Here is a 17,423-nt window from a genome sequence, read left to right on the forward strand (position 1 = left end):
TCCACCACGATGCCGAAGGTCTGGTTGCCGACCTGCGTCACCACGATGAAACCGTTCTCCGGATCGGTCGACGAGCCGTCGTCGATCTTCAGGAGCTTCTTCAGATGCATCAGCGGCAAGAGCTTGTTGCGCAGGCGCAGGACGGCGGTGTCCTTGATGCGCTCGATGCGGTGCTCGGAATTGGCGCGCGCGCGCACCAGCTCGACGACAGCCAATTGCGGGATCGCGAAGCGGTCGCCGCCGGCTTCCACGATCAGCGCCGAGACGATGGCGAGTGTCAGCGGGATCTTGATGGTGACGGAGGACCCCTCGCCGGCCACCGACTTGATATCGATGGTGCCGCCGATCTGGTCGATATTGGTGCGCACCACATCCATGCCGACGCCGCGGCCCGAGACCGAGGTGACGGCGGCGGCCGTCGAGAAGCCCGGCTCGAAGATGAATTTGTGGATCTGCGCTTCCGTCATCTTCTCGAGCTCGGCCTCGGTGACGAGACCGTTCGCGACCGCCTTGGCCTTGATGCGCTCGGTGTTGAGACCGCGGCCATTGTCGGCGATGCAGATGATGATGTGGCCGCCTTCATGATAGGTGGAGAGACGGATCGTGCCCTGCTCGGCCTTGCCGCTCGCGGCGCGCTCGGCCGGCGTCTCCAGGCCATGATCGGCGGAGTTGCGCACCATGTGGGTGAGCGGGTCCTTGATCAGGTCGAGCACCTGGCGGTCGAGCTCGGTGTCGGCGCCGTGCATCTCGAGCTCGATCTGCTTGCCGAGTTCGGTCGCGAGGTCGCGGACGATGCGCGGCAGCTTCTGCCAGGCATTGCCGATTGGCTGCATGCGCGTCTTCATGACGCCCTCCTGCAGTTCGGCGGTGACATTGGACAACCGCTGCAGCGGCACCTTGAACTCGGTGTCCTCGTTGCGGCGGGCGATCTCGAGCAACTGGTTGCGCGTCAGCACCAGCTCCGAGACCATCGTCATCAGATGTTCGAGCGTGTCGACATTGACGCGGATCGACTGGTTGGCGACCTTGTCGCTCTCATGCACCTCGCCATCGGCATTGGCCTTGGCGCGCGCCGCCTTTTTGGGGGCTTCGGCTTTGGGCTCCGCCTTTGCCTCGACCTTGGCCGGCTCGGACTTCGGCGCGGGCGCGGCCGCTTTGGGCTCCGGCGCCTTCTCATGCGCGGGCGGCGTCTCGATCGCAGTCTCGCGGAAGGCGCGCTCCAGCTCGTCGAGCGACACCTCGCCCGGACGCAGCGGACGCTCCAGGGTTTGGTCGATCAAGGAGCCCTGCGTCACCGCGGGCGCAGCCGGCGGCGCTGCGGGCGCGGCCGGCACCAGCGGTGGCGGCGCCGCGCCGGCGGCCATCGCGGCCATGCCGCGCTCGACCATCGCCTCGAGCTCGCTGATCAGATCGCGGTCTTCGCCTTCCGGCTCGGACTCATTGGCCTCGAGCTGCGCCAGCAGGTCCTTGATGCGGTCGATGGTGGTGAGGATCAGCGTCACGGCCTCGCCGGTCACCGGCATGCCGTCACGGAATTTGCCCATCAGGGTCTCGGCGGCGTGCGCCAGCGCTTCGAGCCGCGGCAGGCCGAGGAAGCCGCAGGTCCCCTTGATCGTGTGCACCAGGCGGAAGATGTTATCGAGGATCTTGGCGTTGTTCGGCTCCTGCTCGAACCGCACCAACTGATTGTCGACGGTGTCCAGGCTCTCGCTGGTCTCCGTCAGAAACTCACGCAACAGGTCATCCATCAAACTGGCCTTCCAAGAATTGGCGCTGCGATCGCCGGGCGACCGCTGATCGTGTCATCGACGGTCGATCCGGAGCCACCACCATGCAGCTCGGCATCGAACCCGGCCGTCGGTTGGCTCGGCTCAACGGACTTTCCTCCGTGCCATCGTTAGGCCGGGCTTTTCTCCGTCCCGTTAATTTTAATGTCCGTGCAAATACGGAACCGCAGCCTGCGTTGGAGATCCGAGCGGATCGGTTCGCAGGTGCGGGGGACTTCAAGGCGACACCTCGACCGGCGCGATGGCCGGGCTTTCGCACTGGATCAGCATCCTGATCGCCTTCAACGCCTTGTAGAGAGCTCCCGCCGCAACATGGCGGTCCACGGTCTCGGCGAGAGCGGCGGCGTCCGGAACGGACTCCCGCAATTCGTTCATGCAGGCCAGATAGGACGCGCGATAGCGGATCGCGTCGTTCTTGAGATACATGGTCTGGACGCAGTGATAGAGGCGCTTTGCCGGCGTGTCCGCCGTTTCGGCAGAGACGGTGTCGCGCTCGCGGAGGATCGGCACATCGCCTTCGACGATGAAGCGCGCGCGCGTGTTCGAATTGATGATGACGCTGTCGCCGATCACGATCCGTTCGAACGGCTTCAGTTCGACCCGCAGCGGCATCCCCTGGATCTCCTCTCGGGAGCGGCACCGCCGGCGGGCTGTATCCTCGTCGACAGGGATGGCTGTTGCGGCCGGTCCGCGGCTTGCTCGCGGAAACCGGCGCCAGCGACCTCGCACGAGACCGGCGTGAATCCCGGATATTTGAGCCGAAAGCGGCGGGGACCAGCCCCGCCGCCTCCGATGTCGATTGAACTGCTGCGCCTTAGCGCAGGAGCTGCAGCACGCTCGCCTGCGACTGGTTGGCGAGCGACAGCGCGGACACCGCGATCGACTGGCGGGTCGACAGCGCCTGGCTGTTGGCCGCTTCCTCATTGGTGTCGGCCAGAGTCAGGTTCGACGAACCGGTCTGCAGCACGTTGATCAGGTTCTTGTTGAAGTCCTGACGGACCTGCACCACCGACAGGTTCGAACCCAAGGTCGACGCCTCGTCCCGGAGCGTGGAGCTCGCGGTGTTGAGCACCTTGATCACCTTGTTCGCCGAGTTGTTGTCGAGGAAGTCGGTGCCCGAGGTCAGGGTCGACAGACCCAGGCCGCCGGTGTTGAAGGTCACGCCGGTGATCGACAGCGTGGACTTGCCGGTCTCGTTGAAGGTCAGCTTCAGCGTGTCGCCGTTCAGCAGGTTGATGCCGTTGAACGACGCGTCGGCTGCCGTCGTGTTGATCTGCGCCAGCACGTTGTTGTACTGCGCAACCAAGCTTGCACGCTGCGACTGGGCGGTCGCATCAGCCACCGGAGCCGCCGCCGTCAGGCCGTTGAAGGACTGGCTGGAGGCCGCCGCCGTACCACCGATCGCACCGATCGTCGAAGACGCTGCGTCGTTGGTGGTCGTGATGGAGATCTTACCGGTCGCGGAGTCGACAGTGGCCTGCAGGTTGTTGGCCGCAAGCTTCGCGTTGAGATCGTTCAACGAGTTGACCTGCCCTGTCCCAAGACCGAACGTGACACTGGTCGCCGTGCCACCTCCTGTGGCGGCGATTGTCAGCGTCTGCCCGGACAGGGAATTGCCGACCGCGCTGAGACCGAGCTTGGCCAGCGACGTACCGGACAATGTCAGCCCTGCCGCCGGCGGCGTCAGCGTGATCGCGCCAGCCGTGATCGACGAGGTGACGCCGGTCGCGCTCTGGATGGTCGACAGCAGGTTCGTAACGGTGTCACCGACGCCGATATTGGTGCCGGACGAGGACGTGCCGGCGATAAAGGTGAAGGTGGTGCCGTTCACGACCAGCGTGTCGCCGGTGGTGATGCTGGACGCCAGGTCGTTCGACGAGGTGCCCGGGGTACCCGACAGCTTGGTGGAGCCGGTGATCGCCACGGCGGTCGAGGTGTTGTCGTTCAGTACGGCGGAGCCAGTGACGGCAGTGGTGCTGGCACCGATCAGACTGGTGGCGGTCGCACCGGTCAGCGCAGCCGACGTCACGGTCGACTTGGTGGAGTAGCCGACGGCGCTCTGCAGCACCTGGTTGGCGATCGACTTGGCGCTGTCGACGAGCTTCTGCAGCGAGGTGATGCCGGTGTTGGCGGCCTGCAGAACCTGCACGCCGTTGCCGATACCATCGAGCAGATTGGAGATGTCGGAAGCGCGGTTGTCGAGTCCCTGCGCGGTGAAGAAGTTGGTCGGGTTGTCGAGCGCCGAGTTGACCTTCTTGCCCGTGGAGAGGTTGTTCTGCGTGGTGGCGAGGAGCTGCGCCGTCGACTGGAGCGAGAGCAGATTCTGGCGCACCGACGCCGAGAGTACGATACCTGACATTTTCATTCCCTTCTGGATGAACACGAGTAAACATCGCCGCACCGTTCTGTCGGCGATGGTGCAGACTGGTCCGCGGAATCCTACCCGTTCGTTAAATCCAGCCCGTTGCAGCCCGGCGCGCGGGGCGCGGCCGGCGTTAATCCTAATCGGCCGCTAATCAATGCAATGAAATGCAGATGAATCCGCGAACATTTCTGCCACGACACACCCAATACGCGCAGAAACTCGTTCCGCCCCTTGGGGCAGGCCAGGCCATGTTAGGATGTCGCTAACTATGAGACGGGTTGGACCCGCTGTCGCGCTTCAGTCCTGAACTGCACAGGGCAGAACGATCTCGACGCTTGCGGCAGAACCATCGGAGGCTTTCAGCGCGAGTTGCCCGTTCGACCGCATGACGAAGTCGGTAACCATGCGGATATCCGGAAACATCCGCTCCGCGGGGACGATCGCCGCGGCGGTCGCGGTCGCTGTCACCGTAATCAGCACGTTGGATGAAGCTCCGTCGGAGTCGTCGCCCTCGGCGGCAGCGATGGCCTTCGCCAGGATATCGAGCTTGCCGCCATTCTCGATCGTCGGTCGAGCCATGATCGCAAGACAGAGCAGCGCAGCCATCAACTGGCCGGGATCGGCAAACACCGCGGGCACCGCCGGCTCGATCGATGTCGTGACCTCGACATCGGTCCCCAATGTCGGCCGCAACAGACGTCCGACGTCGATCAGCAGCTCGCTCAGTTCGACCGCGCATGGCCGCGGCGGCCGCCCGCGCGCGAACGACAGCAGCTGGGCCGTCATTCGGGCCCCGCGAGTCGCTGCCTCGTCGATCAATCGGGCGACGGCGGCGAGCTCGGGCCTGTCCTCGACAGCCTCGGCGAGAATGTCGATCGTCCCGGTGATCACGGTGAGAATGTTGTTGAAGTCGTGCAGCAGGCCGCCGGCAACCTGGCCGACGATCGCGAGACCGGGGTTCGGCTCGATGGTGACCGGCTTGGCGGCGTTCGCGTCCTCATTGTGATGGCCGGCTTGTTGCTGGGTCGGGAGCGCCATGAGTCTCAAGGTACCTGCGATTGAAGATGATTGGCTTACTATCTGTCAACAAGCACGCACGAACGACGGCGCGGCAGTGCGCATCCATGCGGCCGCGATGTTGGCCTTCATGGCTGATCAGCGATCACGCCCAGAAGCCCACATCATCAGCTTCGAACGATCTGCAGCTTACTGACAAGCTTGTCCCGGTACGCCTCGTCAAGAAGCCGGCTGATGCCAGCACATCACGTTGAAGAACGCATCCGGTTGCAAACGATCCGTCAAACGAATCAGCGCATTTCTCTGCGATTTTGGCTCCAAGATGACCGCTGTCAATTGTGCCTAAGACTGTGAAAGCGATCGCAGGCGCGACGCAACCGGAACTAGTACAGCCTTTTCGTTTTTTTGGAACGGGCCTTGGCATGGAGTCCCTGGACAGCCGCCACCATCAATAGCCAGACCAGCAGGACGCTATGCAGATTGTATACAGGCTGCGCTCAACGCTCGAAAGCGCTCAAACGTGCGAGCTGATGGCAGCACGGCGCCGCCTCTGCACATCAACGAGCACAGCCATGCGGTTGCATGCCGCGAAGACTGATGTCCTGGTTGTTTTTTCTTGTCAGCGGATAGCACGCGGTTCTATGGAACCATGAGTGGATGAGATCTGCGAGGCACCGTTACCGCAATGCAGGAGATGGCTTTGGACCTTGGCTTGCGTTCTCCGAACGGCTTCCTTTCGTCGCTGTCCGACGAGGATTTCGAGTTGATCCGCCCCTACCTCCGGACGGTGGATCTGGTCCAGGACTCGGTTCTCGCCGAGGTGGGCGAGAAGCTGTCTCGGATTTACTTCCCGCATCGCGGCGTCATCTCGCTGGTCGTCAACCTTGCGCGTGGAGAACGCGTCCAGGTGGCGATGATCGGCCGAGATAGTTTTTTCGGCAGCATGTCGCTGCTCGGAGGAGCTGAGTCGTTGGTGCTCAACACCGCGGCGGTCCTCGTCCCGGGGGCCGCGTCGGTGGTCGACATCGAGCGAGTGCGGAATGCGGCCGAGCAGAGCGGGACGTTCCGCGCACAAATGCTGAGACATGCTCTTGCTGTATATCTGCAAAGCCAACAAACCGCCGGCTGCAATGCCGCCCACACCGTTGAGTCACGTCTCGCCCGTTGCCTCCTGCAGACCCACGACCTTTCGGGCGGCAACAAGCTCTACATCACGCAAGAGTCGCTGGCCCAGATGATTGGCGCGCGGCGCAACAGCGTGTCGCTGGTCGCCAGCACCCTGCAGCAGGCCGACTTCATCCACTACAGCCGGGGCCACATCGAGATCATCGATCTGGAGGGGCTGAAGAAGACAGCCTGCGAATGCTACGGCACGGTCAAGTCCCAGTATGACCGGCTGATGCGGTGCCACCCCTGATCCTGGCCTGGCACGACCAGACGGGCGCTACCGGACGGAACGTTCCGTACAACTACGGACCACGGGCCCAACGACATCCTTGGCCCGGGCGGAATTAACGCGCTGTTCAACGGGCGCTGATAATTGTCGCGTTGCTGACGAGCGCGAGTTCCAAAAAAGCGTCGAATAATTTTCGTGCTGAAATATCTCGCCCGTGTTCGGCTTTTGACCAAACGCGCGGAGTAATGACATGGCCTTTGATCTGTCGATGCCGATCCTGGTGGTCGATGACTACGCCACTATGATCCGGATCATCCGCAACCTGCTGAAGCAGCTCGGATTCGAGAACGTCGACGACGCCACTGATGGATCCGCCGCACTCGCCAAGATGCAGGCGAAGAAGTACGGCCTCGTGATCTCGGACTGGAACATGGAACCGATGACCGGCTACGACCTGCTGCGTGAGGTCCGCGCCAGCCCCGAATTGTCCAAGACTCCGTTCATCATGATTACGGCGGAATCCAAGACCGAGAACGTCATCGCCGCCAAGAAGGCCGGCGTCAGCAACTACATCGTCAAGCCATTCAATGCGGCGACCCTCAAAACCAAGATGGAAGCCGTGTTCGGCCCGGCCGAATAGTGCCCGTCTTCACCGGATCAGCATAGCGGCCGGAGCGCCCCCTCCGGCCGCTTCGTTTTTCAGCTCGCCTTCGCCGCGCGCTCTGGATCGTGGCGCGCGGGTCTCCCGCGACGCACGCCTCCTGCCGCGCGGTCGCCCCGTAGTTGTACGGAAGCCAAAATTTACGAGGGGGTCAGAGCCGGACGCTAGACCAGTTCCTGTTGCCGAGAACCGCGCTCGGGGTGGCAAGGGGACGATGAATTCATGCGCAACGAGCTCCTCGTGATCGAAGATGCCGACGTGCATCTCTCCATCCTCAGAAAGATTGCGACCCAGGCCGGCTTCAACACGACGGGCGTAAGTTCGGTTGACGCAGCTTCCGCCATCCTTCGAACAAGGTACTTCGATTGCGTCACGCTGGATCTGTCGCTCGGCGAGCGATCCGGCACGGAAGTGCTCCAACGGCTCGCCGAGCTCAAATATCGCGGCCCTGTTCTCATCATCAGCGCCTCCGAGAACGACAGGCTCGACGCCTCGGTACGCATCGGCAATTTTCTTGAGCTGAACGTCTGCCCACCGTTTTCGAAGCCGATCAATCTGCCTTTGCTCCGGCAGACCCTCAAGCAGATCGCGAGCGAGACCGATCGCCAGAAGCTGGTCCGACGGCAGGCTGGTAGAGGATGATGGACAAGAAGAAACGCGTTCTGGGTGCGCCGGCAGCAATCGCGCTCATCCTCATCTGCATCATCGCCGGCAGCAATCTGTTCTTTCTCACCAACCTGCGCGAGAACGCGCTGTTGCACGCCGAGGAGGATCTCAGCCGGCACAGCCTGACGCTCGCCGAAAACGCCGACCGCTCGGTGAAGTCGGTGGATCTCGTGCTGTCGAGCGTGAGGGACTATCTGGTGCGCGGCGGCGCCATCGACGCAGCGACCTACGGCAAGGTCGCCGCGGACTACCAGACCCATCTGCTGCTCAAGGAGAAGATCGCCGGACTTCCGCAGATCGACGCGGTGACGCTGATCGACGCGCAGGGCCGGCTGCTCAATTTCTCGCGCTACTGGCCCATCCCTGACGTCAACATTTCCGACCGCGATTACTTCAAGGCGCTGAAGGGCGACTCGGCGCTGCGCAGCTACGTGAGCACGCCCGTGCAGAACCGTGGCGACGGCACCTGGAACATCTACTTTGCGCGACGGCTGGACGACGGCAAGGGCGAGTTCATGGGGCTGCTGCTCGGTGCCATGTCGGTCCCCTATCTCGAAAACTTCTTCGGCTCGACGGCGCTGGGCCTCGATGCCTCAGTTTCGATGATCCGCGAAGATGGCATCCTGCTTGCCCACTTCCCGCCGACCAGCGAGATCGGAAAGTCGACCTCCGGCTTCGGCCAGCGCGCGCTTGCCGCCGGCGGTGTGCTGCGTGAGCTCTCGGGCCGGACCGGCGAGATGCGCCTGCGCGCGGCGAAGATGCTGCCAAGCTATCCCGCCATGATCGTCGTATCGGTGCCGGAGCAGCACGTCCTGAAGGCCTGGCGCGCGATGGCAACGCTGCTGGTCATCATGTCCCTGGTGAGTGCCACCGCGGTCCTCGCAGCGGCCGTCCTGATCTCCCGTTTGTGGGAACGGCATGAACACCTGATCGATGCGGCTGAGGCTGCAAATGCGGCAAAATCGACCTTTGTCGCAATGATGAGCCACGAGATCCGCACGCCGATGAACGCGGTGCTCGGACTCGCCACCACGCTGCTCGAGACCAACCTCGACCCCGAACAGCGCCGCTCGGTGGTCGCGATCCATAATGCGGGCGATAATCTGCTCGAGATCCTCAATGACATCCTCGATTTCTCGAAGCTCGAATCGGGGCAGCTGTCGCTGGAGGACATCGCATTCTCCGCCGAGGCGCTGGTTCACAACACGCTGAGCATCATCGGCCCACGCGCCTCGGCCAAGGACCTCAAGCTGAGAAGCGTGAATGACCCCGCAGTACCGCCGGCGCTGGTCGGAGATGCAGGACGCATTCGTCAGATCCTGCTGAATCTCGTATCCAATGCGGTGAAGTTCACGGCCGCCGGCGAGGTCGTGATCACGACCCGTTGCCTCGCCAAGGACGACGCGAAGGCCACGGTCGAATGGACGGTCACCGATACCGGAATCGGTATCGCGGCCGACAAGATCGGCTCGCTGTTCGCTAACTTCGTTCAGGCCGACAACTCGATCAGCCGTCGTTTCGGTGGATCGGGACTGGGACTCGCCATTTGCAAGCGGCTCACCGAACAGATGGGCGGCGAAATCGACGTGACCTCGACGCTGGGACGCGGCTCGACCTTCTCGTTCCGCCTGACGTTGCCCATCGCCGAAGCCGTCGCGGTGCCCGAGCAGAATGACGACAGCATCTATGCTGCCCTGCAGAGCCGCATCGCCGCCTATGGCCGGCCATTGCGCGTTCTGGTCGCCGACGACAACCCGACCAACCGGCTCGTCGCCACCAAGATGCTCAAGGATTTCGACATCCAGACCGACACCGCCTGCGACGGCGCCGAAGCGGTCACAGCGGCAAGCCGCTTCAACTATGACTTGATCCTGATGGATGTGCGGATGCCGGAGATGGACGGCTTCCAGGCAACACGAACCATCCGCGCGCGCGGCGAGCGCCGCTCGAACGTGCCGATCATCGCGTTCACTGCGAATGCCTTCATGGAAGACATCCGCGCCTGTCGCGAAGCGGGAATGAACGATTTCGTGGTCAAGCCGGCCCGCAAGAAAGCGCTTGTCGAAGCCATTTTGCGCGTGCTGCCGGCCCGCACCCTGGCAATCGAGACCATCGCCTCGGACGCGCCGCCGCTCGCCCCGGTGGAACAGGACGACATGCCGGCGGAGTTTTCGGCCGAGGCAGAGATCCCCGCGGAACCGGCGCTCGACCGGGAAGCCTTCGCGGAGCTGGTGGGCGAAATCGGCGACGACGCCGCGCAAGAGATTCGCAATGTCTTCTTCAGCGAAACCGATGCGCGCTTGAAGCTGTTCCGGAAACTGTCGCTCGACAGCGAGCGCATCAAGATCGGCCGTGAGGCGCATTCTCTGAAGAGCGCAGCCGGAACGTTCGGCTATCGGCGGCTCGCGACCTATGCACTCGCGCTGGAGAAGAGCGCACCCCGCCTGTCGCCGAGGGAATATTCCGAGCTGCTCGACAACATCGATGCCGCCTATGAAGCAGCTCGAGCACAGGAGCTGCAATACTGAGGGAGCGCGGGCCTGCAGCCAGGGACGCGCACTCATCCGGCAACAATCTTGGATTCGCGGGATGAGCTGGCGCAAGCAGCGACCGACAAGAGAACGGCTGATGCAGATCGGAGAGATTCGCCGATCGCGATACCGGCAATTCCTTACAATGAGTTGACGCCGTACTTCTACGGCTCACGATTTTCACAATCAACTAATCATGAGCTGCGAGACTGGCGGATACATAGGAGATGTGTCCCATGTTTACATTTGAAACCGCCGACCAGAAGGAAGTCAGGCGTTTCCGAATTGCGCAGTTCAACGGCCGGACCGCAACAGTGAAATCCGGCGGAGCCACGATCACGGGCCACGTCCGCTCCGTGATGGAGAAGGAAGCCAGCGTTCCGCCACGCTGGACGATTACGCTCGTGCCGGCGCCCGCCAAGGCACAGGCTCCACTGCGCCCCGCGTCCCGCGTTCGTCCTTTCGCCGAGGATTATTTCTGATAGCCGGGCAGCCCGCATCTCGATCGGCTCGCCAAGTGCCTGATCAATGCGATCGCAACGCCGCCGCTTCGCCCGACACAGCAGCAACCGCAATCCGCGATCGATGCCCAGCCGTCATCGCGGTCGATGCTGCTCGTTAGGCTGTGGCGTAGTCCGCAAGCCAACACGCAGCCAAGTGGGATCATCCGATCTGATTGAGTAACGCCGCGCGAACCAGCTCGGCGGTGTTGCGTGCACCCAGCTTGCGCATCGCCTCGGCGCGATGGCTTTCGAAAGTACGCGGGCTGATCCCCATGCGCAGCGCGCCTTCCTTGTTCGAGTGTCCTGCGCTGATCAATTCGAGCACCTCGCGCTCGCGAGGGGTCAGCGACTTGTTGGTCCGGCCTGGGTGTCTTGACGTCGTAGCCGTGCCGATAACGACGGAATCCTGGCCCGGCAGGCTTCGCGGCGCAGATCCGCATTGCGGCTGCGCACCAGCCATTTGGCTGACCAGCGTGCAAATCCGCTCTGTCTGCATCAGTGCGTTGTCGACGATCATCTGGACATGGCGACGGTCGCCGGGCGTCCTGGCGATGTCATCGCTCCGCTGCTTGATCTCGCCCATGTAGAGCATCAGCGCCGTGAGCGAGCCGTTGAGCTGGCCGGTCAAGGCGACAAGTCCGTCGGATGGCTCGGCCTGTGCCGTGACGGGCGCACCCAGCGCCTCGGCGCGAGGGGGCGCCAAGCCGCCGTCGTTAACTTTCGGCGCGCTCGACAGGGCGACGCCGCGATCGTCGGGAAGTCTGTGTCTCAGCTGTGCCATGCCTCATCTTGACGGCTCGGAAACTTTAACATGGTTAATATTGGAACCCGTAACAATACGGGATTTTCCGCAGAACTCCCGCAAAAGTCGAGAAATTTCCCTCATGAGCTGCACGGCTGGAAGTTAACTCTCTTAGGGCGATATGCCTCTGAGACGGCGGGACCGACCGGCCATGCCGAGCGAACAGGCCATGGTTTGGTGGCTTTGTTTACCGGAATTAATCGAGCACCAACTGTTTCGTGGTTCGATATTCCCGTTCTCGCCCATAGAGGCGAGCGGGTTCGGACATTCAGCTGACAGCCAGACGCATGGGACCGGTCGACCGGATCTGGGAATTTCTGCAGCGGTTGTCGCCGTTGACGCGGAGCTGTCTTCTCAGCGAGCTGGAGCGGCTCGAGCTGAGCGGTGTCGACATGCCCGGATCGGCGGATATCCAGGCCCGCCTGCGGGCCGAGATCCGCAAGGATGGCGTCGGCGGCCATCGGACGGCCAATCCCTCGCGCTACTTTTTCATGCCGGTGGAGCAGCTCCTGATCGACGGCTCACCGGAGCATGCCAATGAAGGCCGCATCGCCCGCGGCTCGCTGACGCCGATCTGGGAATGGATCTCGCGCGATCTGCTGCCGACCATGGCGCGCGACTATAATGCACAGATGCGGGACCTGATCGCGGCGGACAAGCAGCGGGAGATTCGCCAGGTCGCGAGTGCCTTCCAGACCAAGGTGACGAAGTCGCTGGAGGGCACGCTCGCGCGCGCTGACGGCATCGAGCAGGTTCGCAGCAAGCTCAAGGCCTATACGGCGTCGCCGTCGGTCTTCGACGATGTCGTCAAGCTGATGAAAGCGCTGCGCGCCCGCGACGAGCTCGCAAAGTTCGCCGACTCACTGCCGGATCGGATCGCCGAGTTCGACGACCCGCAGGTCAAGAAGATGGCGTTGCTACTCGATGGCCTTCGCAAGAAGGAGCCGGAAGCGGTGCCATTCGCCCTGACGCTGGTCGCCAAGCGGCTGAAGGAGCCATGGCAGGTGATGCGGCTGGCGACGAAGGCCGCACGAACGAAGAACGTCGCCGACGTCGTTGCGGCGCCCTATGCCATGACCATTCCGATGGTGCTCGATCAGCTGGAGGACAAGCGGCTGGCGCTGCGAATGGCCCTGAAGAACAACCGCGTGGTCACGGCCAAGGAGATCCTGACCAGCATCTATGAGATCGAATACGCGATCCAGGTGCGCATCGACCGGATCGAGGAGTCCGACTGGGGCGCACGGCTGGAGGCGATCATGACCAGCACCGACCGGATGGTCCAGGCCGAGATCAAGCGGTTCCCGGACGAGGTCGGACACGTGCTCGGCTCGAACCGCCTGCGCGGCCACCGTTCGCTCAGCGGCCGCCTCACTTACCTGGCCTGGAAAGGCCGCGATGCGATCAAGACCGCATTGCGCTCGACGACCGGCTGAGTCCGCCGATCTCGCCGGTCGCTTTGCTCATCCTCCGGCCATCCGCTCACGCGCCGACTTGAAGCCGGCAACGAAGCGCGCCAGCGTGTCCGACGTCTTGCCACGGGGCAGCATCACTTCGACCAGCGAGAACTGCCCGCGCCGTTCCACGGCGCGTTCGAGCGCGGCAACAAGCTCGGCCCGCGTGGTGACGCGTTCGCCGACACCGCCGATGGACTTGGCAATGTCGGCGTAGTGCCAGTCGTCGAGATCGTTGAAGCGCGATTCCGGCTGGAACACCCGCAGCATCTCCCAGCTGCAATTGTTGAACAGCACCACGATCGGATCGAGACCGTAGCGCCGGCAATTGCCGAGCTCCCAGCCGGTCATCTGAAACGCCCCATCGCCGACGAGGATCAGCGGCCGCAGCCCGGTCGCCGCGACCCCGATGCCGGCCGGCACGCCAAACCCCATCCCGGCATAGTAGCCGGGCGCAGCCAGCGCCGTGTTGTCGATCTCCATCGCCGTGAACAGGCAGTCGCCGATATCGGCGGTCATCGGCATCCGGCCATGGCGATCGAACATGTCGTTGATCGCGGTCGCGATGTCCGACGGCGCGATCGGGTTGCTGTCGGCGACCAGACCGCGCGGATAGGCCGAGCGCTGCCGGACCCGATCGGCCGGCGCCGCGCGCGGCGTTGCGCGATCGTCCAGGGCATCGATGAGATCGCCGAGCGGCATGTCACGATAGACATGATGGCCGATCTGCACCTCGCGGCTCGCCGCCAGGATCATGCGGCGCGGGTCCGGTGCCCGGTTTGACAGCGCGAAATTCGTATCCGACAGGATCACGCCGAGCATCAGCACCAGATCGGCATCCTCGACCAGCGCGGTGATCGCGGGATTTCCCGCGGCGCCGAGATAGGTGCCGGCGACGACATCGTCGGCCTGGTCGAGCAAGCCGCGTCCCATGAAGGTCGTGACCAGGGGCAGGCCCAGCTTGCGCGCCAGCGCCGCGATCCTGTCCTCAACTCCATAACGCCGGATCTCAACGTCCACCACGATGACCGGGCGCTCGGCGCGCGCGATACGGCCGAGGATCTCCTCGACGCACTCGCCGAGCGCGTCCTGATCGGCCCGCCGCGGCGGCAGCGGCACCACCGGCTCGGCTTCGACATCGACCATGTCGCGCGGGAATTCGAGATAGACCGGCAGCGACATTTCCTTTGCGCTGCGCAGCACACGCGCGATCTGCGCCGGCGCGGTGGCCGGATCGCTGAGAACGGCCTGATCGCAGGTGATCTCCTTGAACACCGCAAGCTGGGTATCCACCGTGCGGGCCTGATGGTGCAGCAGGAAGCCGGACACGCGCTCGCGCGCGCCGGGCGCGCCGGCAATGACCACGACGGGCGAGCGCTCGGCATAGGCGCCGGCGACCGAGTTCACGAGGTTGAACGCGCCGGCGCCATAGGTCACGACGGCAACGCCGAGGCCGCCGTGATAACGGGCCGCGGCATCCGCCGCAAAGCCGACCGCCGGCTCGTGACTGAGCGTGACGGCTGGCAGGATCCTGCTCTCCTCGATGACCTTGAACAGAGGCAGAACGAAATCTCCGGGAATGCCGAAGATCTCGCGGGCGCCGTGGTCCCTCAGAGCGGCAAGCAGCACATGAGCGAGAGCAGGCATCAGCGTCCTCCTGCGCGGGAGCGTCGACCGGTGCTACACGATGAGCGGCGCCGTGCCAATGTCAGGACCTCACGATGGTTCAACGGGCCGGAGCGGCCGGCGGCACCTGATTGCTGCTCACCAAGGTCGCCGCCGCGCGGCCGTCCGGCGCGGCGGTGCGGGAGATGCTCAGCGACAGCGAGAACGAGACCGCCAGCACCGCGATCATGCCAAGCTTCATCATCACCGTTCGGCGGTCGGTGATCGGCAGGAACAGGAAGAACAGCAGCGCAGCAGCGAGAGCGGCATCGAGTATGTAGGTCATTTCCATCTCCATCGTTGCGATGGACAATGGCGCCGAGCGCGTCGGCCCGACTGTGGAACGCATCACACAGCGTGAAACGACATCTCGACAATGCCAGCCGGCCGCGTCCCCTTTCTCGTTCCTCCGCTGTCTCGTTCCTCCGCACCTAGCCCGCGATCACGCGCTGCTCGATCGCATAGCCGTGGCGGATCGAACGGTTCAGCACGGGATCGACGAGCTCGTAGGCGAACCGGTCGGCCGGGCGGATGCCGCCTTTGGCGGCGAAAGTGCCGCCGAACATCGCGGTGCCCTCCGGCAAGCCGGCCTCGCCATAGCGGCGCGCGATCAGATCGGCCGGCGCCAGCATCCCGCTCAGCGCACCCTCCTGATACAGCACGCGCTCGCCGCCGATCGTCGCATAGGCCCGCAGCACCAACTGGTCCCAATGCGCCAGGACATCGTCGACCAGCCACAATTCCGGCGCGACCGGCTTGTCGCATATCTGCTTCGACACGGTGATATTGTAGGTCTCGACCTTGCGATCGGTGTGATCGGACCCGACGCCGAGCAGCAGCCGGCCGCCGGCCTTCACAAGCACGAACTCGACCTCGCCGGACGAGTCGGCGCCGCTCACCTCGATCGCGTCCGAGGTGGTGAGGCGGCGGGCCGCGACCTCGTAATAGATCGGCGTGGTCGCCGGGCGGGGAATGCCGAGCGCTTCGAGCTCGGCAATGTGCTTGTCGCGCGCCACCGGATCGCGCCCGGTCCAGCCGGCGATGACGAGGCGGTTCACCGTGACCTGCTGCCGCGTGGCCGTTCCGCCCGCGTGAACCAGAACATCGATCGTCATGCCGCTCATCGTCTCATCGCCTCCCGCTGATCAGCACGCCGCTTAACGCCGCTGTCGCGCGCTGGCAAGCGCCCGTCCCTCATTCCCCGGCCGTCTTCTCCGCCTCATGATCCTCCTTGAGATGCCGCTTGCGGATCTGGTGCGTCGTGAACCAGATCAGCGCGATCGCGACCGGCACGAAGGCCGCGGTGGCGAAGGTCGGCTCGACCGGCAGGCCGATGTCGTGCGCGCCCTTGGCGAGATAGCCGAACAGGCTGACGACGTAATAGCCGATCGCGGCCACCGACAATCCCTCGACCGTGCTCTGCAGCCGCAGCTGCAGCTTGGTGCGCTCGTTCATCGAGCGCAGCAGGTCGCGGTTCTGCTCCTCCAGCTCGACGTCGACGCGGGTGCGCAACAGGTCGGCGGCGCGGGCGAGCTTACGCGACAGATTGTCCTGCCGCCGCTCCAGCGTGGTGAGCGTGCGCATCGCCGGCGCGATGCGGCGAGAGAGGAACGAGGACCAGCTCGAATAGGGCGTGATCGGCTCGCCCTCGATCACCGTGAGCCGCGCCTGCACCAGCTCCCAATAGGCGCGGCTGGCGCCGAAGCGGAACAGCGAGCCGGTGGCGCCACGCTCCAACGACGCCGCAAGCTCGGTCAGCTCGTCGAGCAGATGGTTGTTGATCTTCAGCGTCTCGGCGCCCTGCATCTCGACGAGCACCTCTCCGAGCCGCCGCTCGATGCGGTCGACCTGCGGCGCCAGCTCGAGCGCGGCGGGCAGGCCGAGCAGCGCCAACGTGCGATAGGTCTCGAGCTCCAGCGCGCGCTGCACCAGCGCCCCAAGCCGCTCCTGCGTCGGGCCGTCGGCGCAGACCAGGATGCGGGTGAAGCCGTCCTCGTCGAGGCGGAAGTCGGAGGCGACCGCGCCGGCGCTGCCCTTGATCGTGACGATCGCGAGGCTGGTCTTGTTGAAGATCTCCTCCGCACGCGCCACCGGATCGGCCGCGTTCTCAACCTCGAGCTTGACCGCGACCAGCAGCTCGCCGGCCTGCGGCAGCGCGGCGATCAGCGCCTGCAGTTCAGGCGCGATGGTGCCGAAGCGGCGCGGACCGGCGCCGGCCGGCGGGGTCCAGATCCAGGTCAGGGTGGCGAATTCCGAATGCTGCTCGAAGCGCAGCCGGACCTGGCCGAGATCGACCTGGTGATGCTTGACGCCCGGCTCCGGCGGCGGCGCGCCGTGCTGCGCGCAGAATGCCGCGAGGCTGGCGCGATCGGCCGCGGCGCTGTCGCCTCTCGCCATGAAGGCGAAGCGGATCACCAGCACCGGCTGGGTCAGCGGCGTGAACGGCCGCGCATGCACCTCGTTCAGCACGCTGTCGCGCAGCGCGTGCGGCGTGAAGGCAGAGAGGTCGAATGCGGCGGTCATCGGCGGGCTCCATCGGCGGCTGCCCATCGCGCTGCGGCGGCGCTGCGGATTGG

16 protein-coding genes are annotated in these 17,423 nt (G+C 64.3%); 7 read left to right on the forward strand and 9 right to left on the reverse strand.

What is annotated here, in order from left to right; genetic code table 11:
* From HL671_RS35685 to HL671_RS35700, 4 genes are all read right to left on the reverse strand, one after another.
* On the reverse strand, positions 1 to 1,748 hold a 1,748-nt coding region (locus tag HL671_RS35685; RefSeq protein ID WP_172243421.1), incomplete at its 3' end, for a chemotaxis protein CheA.
* 255 nt (positions 1,749 to 2,003) lie between these two features.
* A complete protein-coding gene (flbT, locus tag HL671_RS35690) occupies positions 2,004 to 2,399 on the reverse strand; it encodes a flagellar biosynthesis repressor FlbT (RefSeq protein ID WP_172243424.1) in 396 nt (131 codons plus the stop codon).
* 202 nt (positions 2,400 to 2,601) lie between these two features.
* Positions 2,602 to 4,146: a flagellin N-terminal helical domain-containing protein gene (locus HL671_RS35695; protein WP_172243427.1), complete on the reverse strand. Its 1,545-nt coding sequence runs from the start codon at positions 4,144 to 4,146 to the stop codon at positions 2,602 to 2,604.
* Between the two features lie 303 nt (positions 4,147 to 4,449).
* Positions 4,450 to 5,190, reverse strand: coding sequence for a histidine kinase dimerization/phospho-acceptor domain-containing protein (locus tag HL671_RS35700; RefSeq protein ID WP_172243430.1), 741 nt, complete (start codon positions 5,188 to 5,190; stop codon positions 4,450 to 4,452).
* On the opposite strand from HL671_RS35700, the gene HL671_RS35705 reads away from it, so the two are divergent.
* The 6 genes from HL671_RS35705 (at position 5,189) to HL671_RS35730 (ending at position 10,905) form a co-directional block, all read left to right on the forward strand.
* A complete protein-coding gene (locus tag HL671_RS35705) occupies positions 5,189 to 5,365 on the forward strand; it encodes a hypothetical protein (RefSeq protein ID WP_172243433.1) in 177 nt (58 codons plus the stop codon). The two genes, HL671_RS35700 and HL671_RS35705, sit on opposite strands and share 2 nt — an antisense overlap.
* 504 nt (positions 5,366 to 5,869) lie before the next feature.
* Complete coding sequence (locus HL671_RS35710) at positions 5,870 to 6,586, forward strand: Crp/Fnr family transcriptional regulator (protein WP_012040853.1); 717 nt, start codon at positions 5,870 to 5,872, stop codon at positions 6,584 to 6,586.
* 229 nt (positions 6,587 to 6,815) lie between these two features.
* On the forward strand, positions 6,816 to 7,205 hold the full coding sequence (locus HL671_RS35715) for a response regulator (protein WP_012040852.1): 390 nt from the start codon (positions 6,816 to 6,818) through the stop codon (positions 7,203 to 7,205).
* Between the two features lie 243 nt (positions 7,206 to 7,448).
* Positions 7,449 to 7,868 carry a response regulator gene (locus tag HL671_RS35720; RefSeq protein WP_172243436.1) on the forward strand — a complete coding sequence of 140 codons (420 nt, stop codon included), beginning with the start codon at positions 7,449 to 7,451 and terminating at the stop codon, positions 7,866 to 7,868.
* The gene (locus HL671_RS35725) at positions 7,868 to 10,420 is read left to right on the forward strand and encodes a hybrid sensor histidine kinase/response regulator (protein WP_172243439.1); all 2,553 of its coding nucleotides are present in this window, start codon (positions 7,868 to 7,870) and stop codon (positions 10,418 to 10,420) included. Before HL671_RS35720 ends, HL671_RS35725 begins: the two co-directional genes overlap by 1 nt.
* 239 nt (positions 10,421 to 10,659) lie before the next feature.
* Positions 10,660 to 10,905: a hypothetical protein gene (locus tag HL671_RS35730; RefSeq protein WP_012040849.1), complete on the forward strand. Its 246-nt coding sequence runs from the start codon at positions 10,660 to 10,662 to the stop codon at positions 10,903 to 10,905.
* Positions 10,906 to 11,086: 181 nt separating this feature from the next.
* On the opposite strand, the gene HL671_RS35735 is transcribed toward HL671_RS35730, so the two are convergent.
* A complete protein-coding gene (locus HL671_RS35735) occupies positions 11,087 to 11,707 on the reverse strand; it encodes a response regulator transcription factor (protein ID WP_012040848.1) in 621 nt (206 codons plus the stop codon).
* A 308-nt stretch (positions 11,708 to 12,015) separates the two neighbouring features.
* Between HL671_RS35735 and HL671_RS35740 the strand changes: the two genes are divergently transcribed.
* On the forward strand, positions 12,016 to 13,164 hold the full coding sequence (locus tag HL671_RS35740; protein ID WP_012040847.1) for a hypothetical protein: 1,149 nt from the start codon (positions 12,016 to 12,018) through the stop codon (positions 13,162 to 13,164).
* A 27-nt stretch (positions 13,165 to 13,191) separates the two neighbouring features.
* Here the strand turns inward: HL671_RS35740 and ipdC are convergent, their stop codons facing one another.
* The 4 genes from ipdC to HL671_RS35760 all read right to left on the reverse strand — a co-directional run bounded on the left by ipdC (position 13,192) and on the right by HL671_RS35760 (position 17,370).
* Positions 13,192 to 14,829 (reverse strand): indolepyruvate/phenylpyruvate decarboxylase, encoded by a 1,638-nt coding sequence (gene ipdC, locus HL671_RS35745; protein ID WP_172243442.1) that lies wholly within the window; start codon positions 14,827 to 14,829, stop codon positions 13,192 to 13,194.
* Between the two features lie 79 nt (positions 14,830 to 14,908).
* Positions 14,909 to 15,133 carry a hypothetical protein gene (locus HL671_RS35750; RefSeq protein ID WP_172243418.1) on the reverse strand — a complete coding sequence of 75 codons (225 nt, stop codon included), beginning with the start codon at positions 15,131 to 15,133 and terminating at the stop codon, positions 14,909 to 14,911.
* A 145-nt stretch (positions 15,134 to 15,278) separates the two neighbouring features.
* A complete protein-coding gene (locus HL671_RS35755) occupies positions 15,279 to 15,971 on the reverse strand; it encodes a DUF2848 domain-containing protein (RefSeq protein WP_012040844.1) in 693 nt (230 codons plus the stop codon).
* Positions 15,972 to 16,041: 70 nt separating this feature from the next.
* On the reverse strand, positions 16,042 to 17,370 hold the full coding sequence (locus HL671_RS35760) for a DUF3422 domain-containing protein (RefSeq protein WP_172243445.1): 1,329 nt from the start codon (positions 17,368 to 17,370) through the stop codon (positions 16,042 to 16,044).
* Positions 17,371 to 17,423 lie beyond the last annotated feature (53 nt).

Source organism: Bradyrhizobium denitrificans (genome assembly GCF_013179005.1).
Taxonomy (GTDB): Bacteria; Pseudomonadota; Alphaproteobacteria; order Rhizobiales; family Xanthobacteraceae; genus Bradyrhizobium; species Bradyrhizobium denitrificans.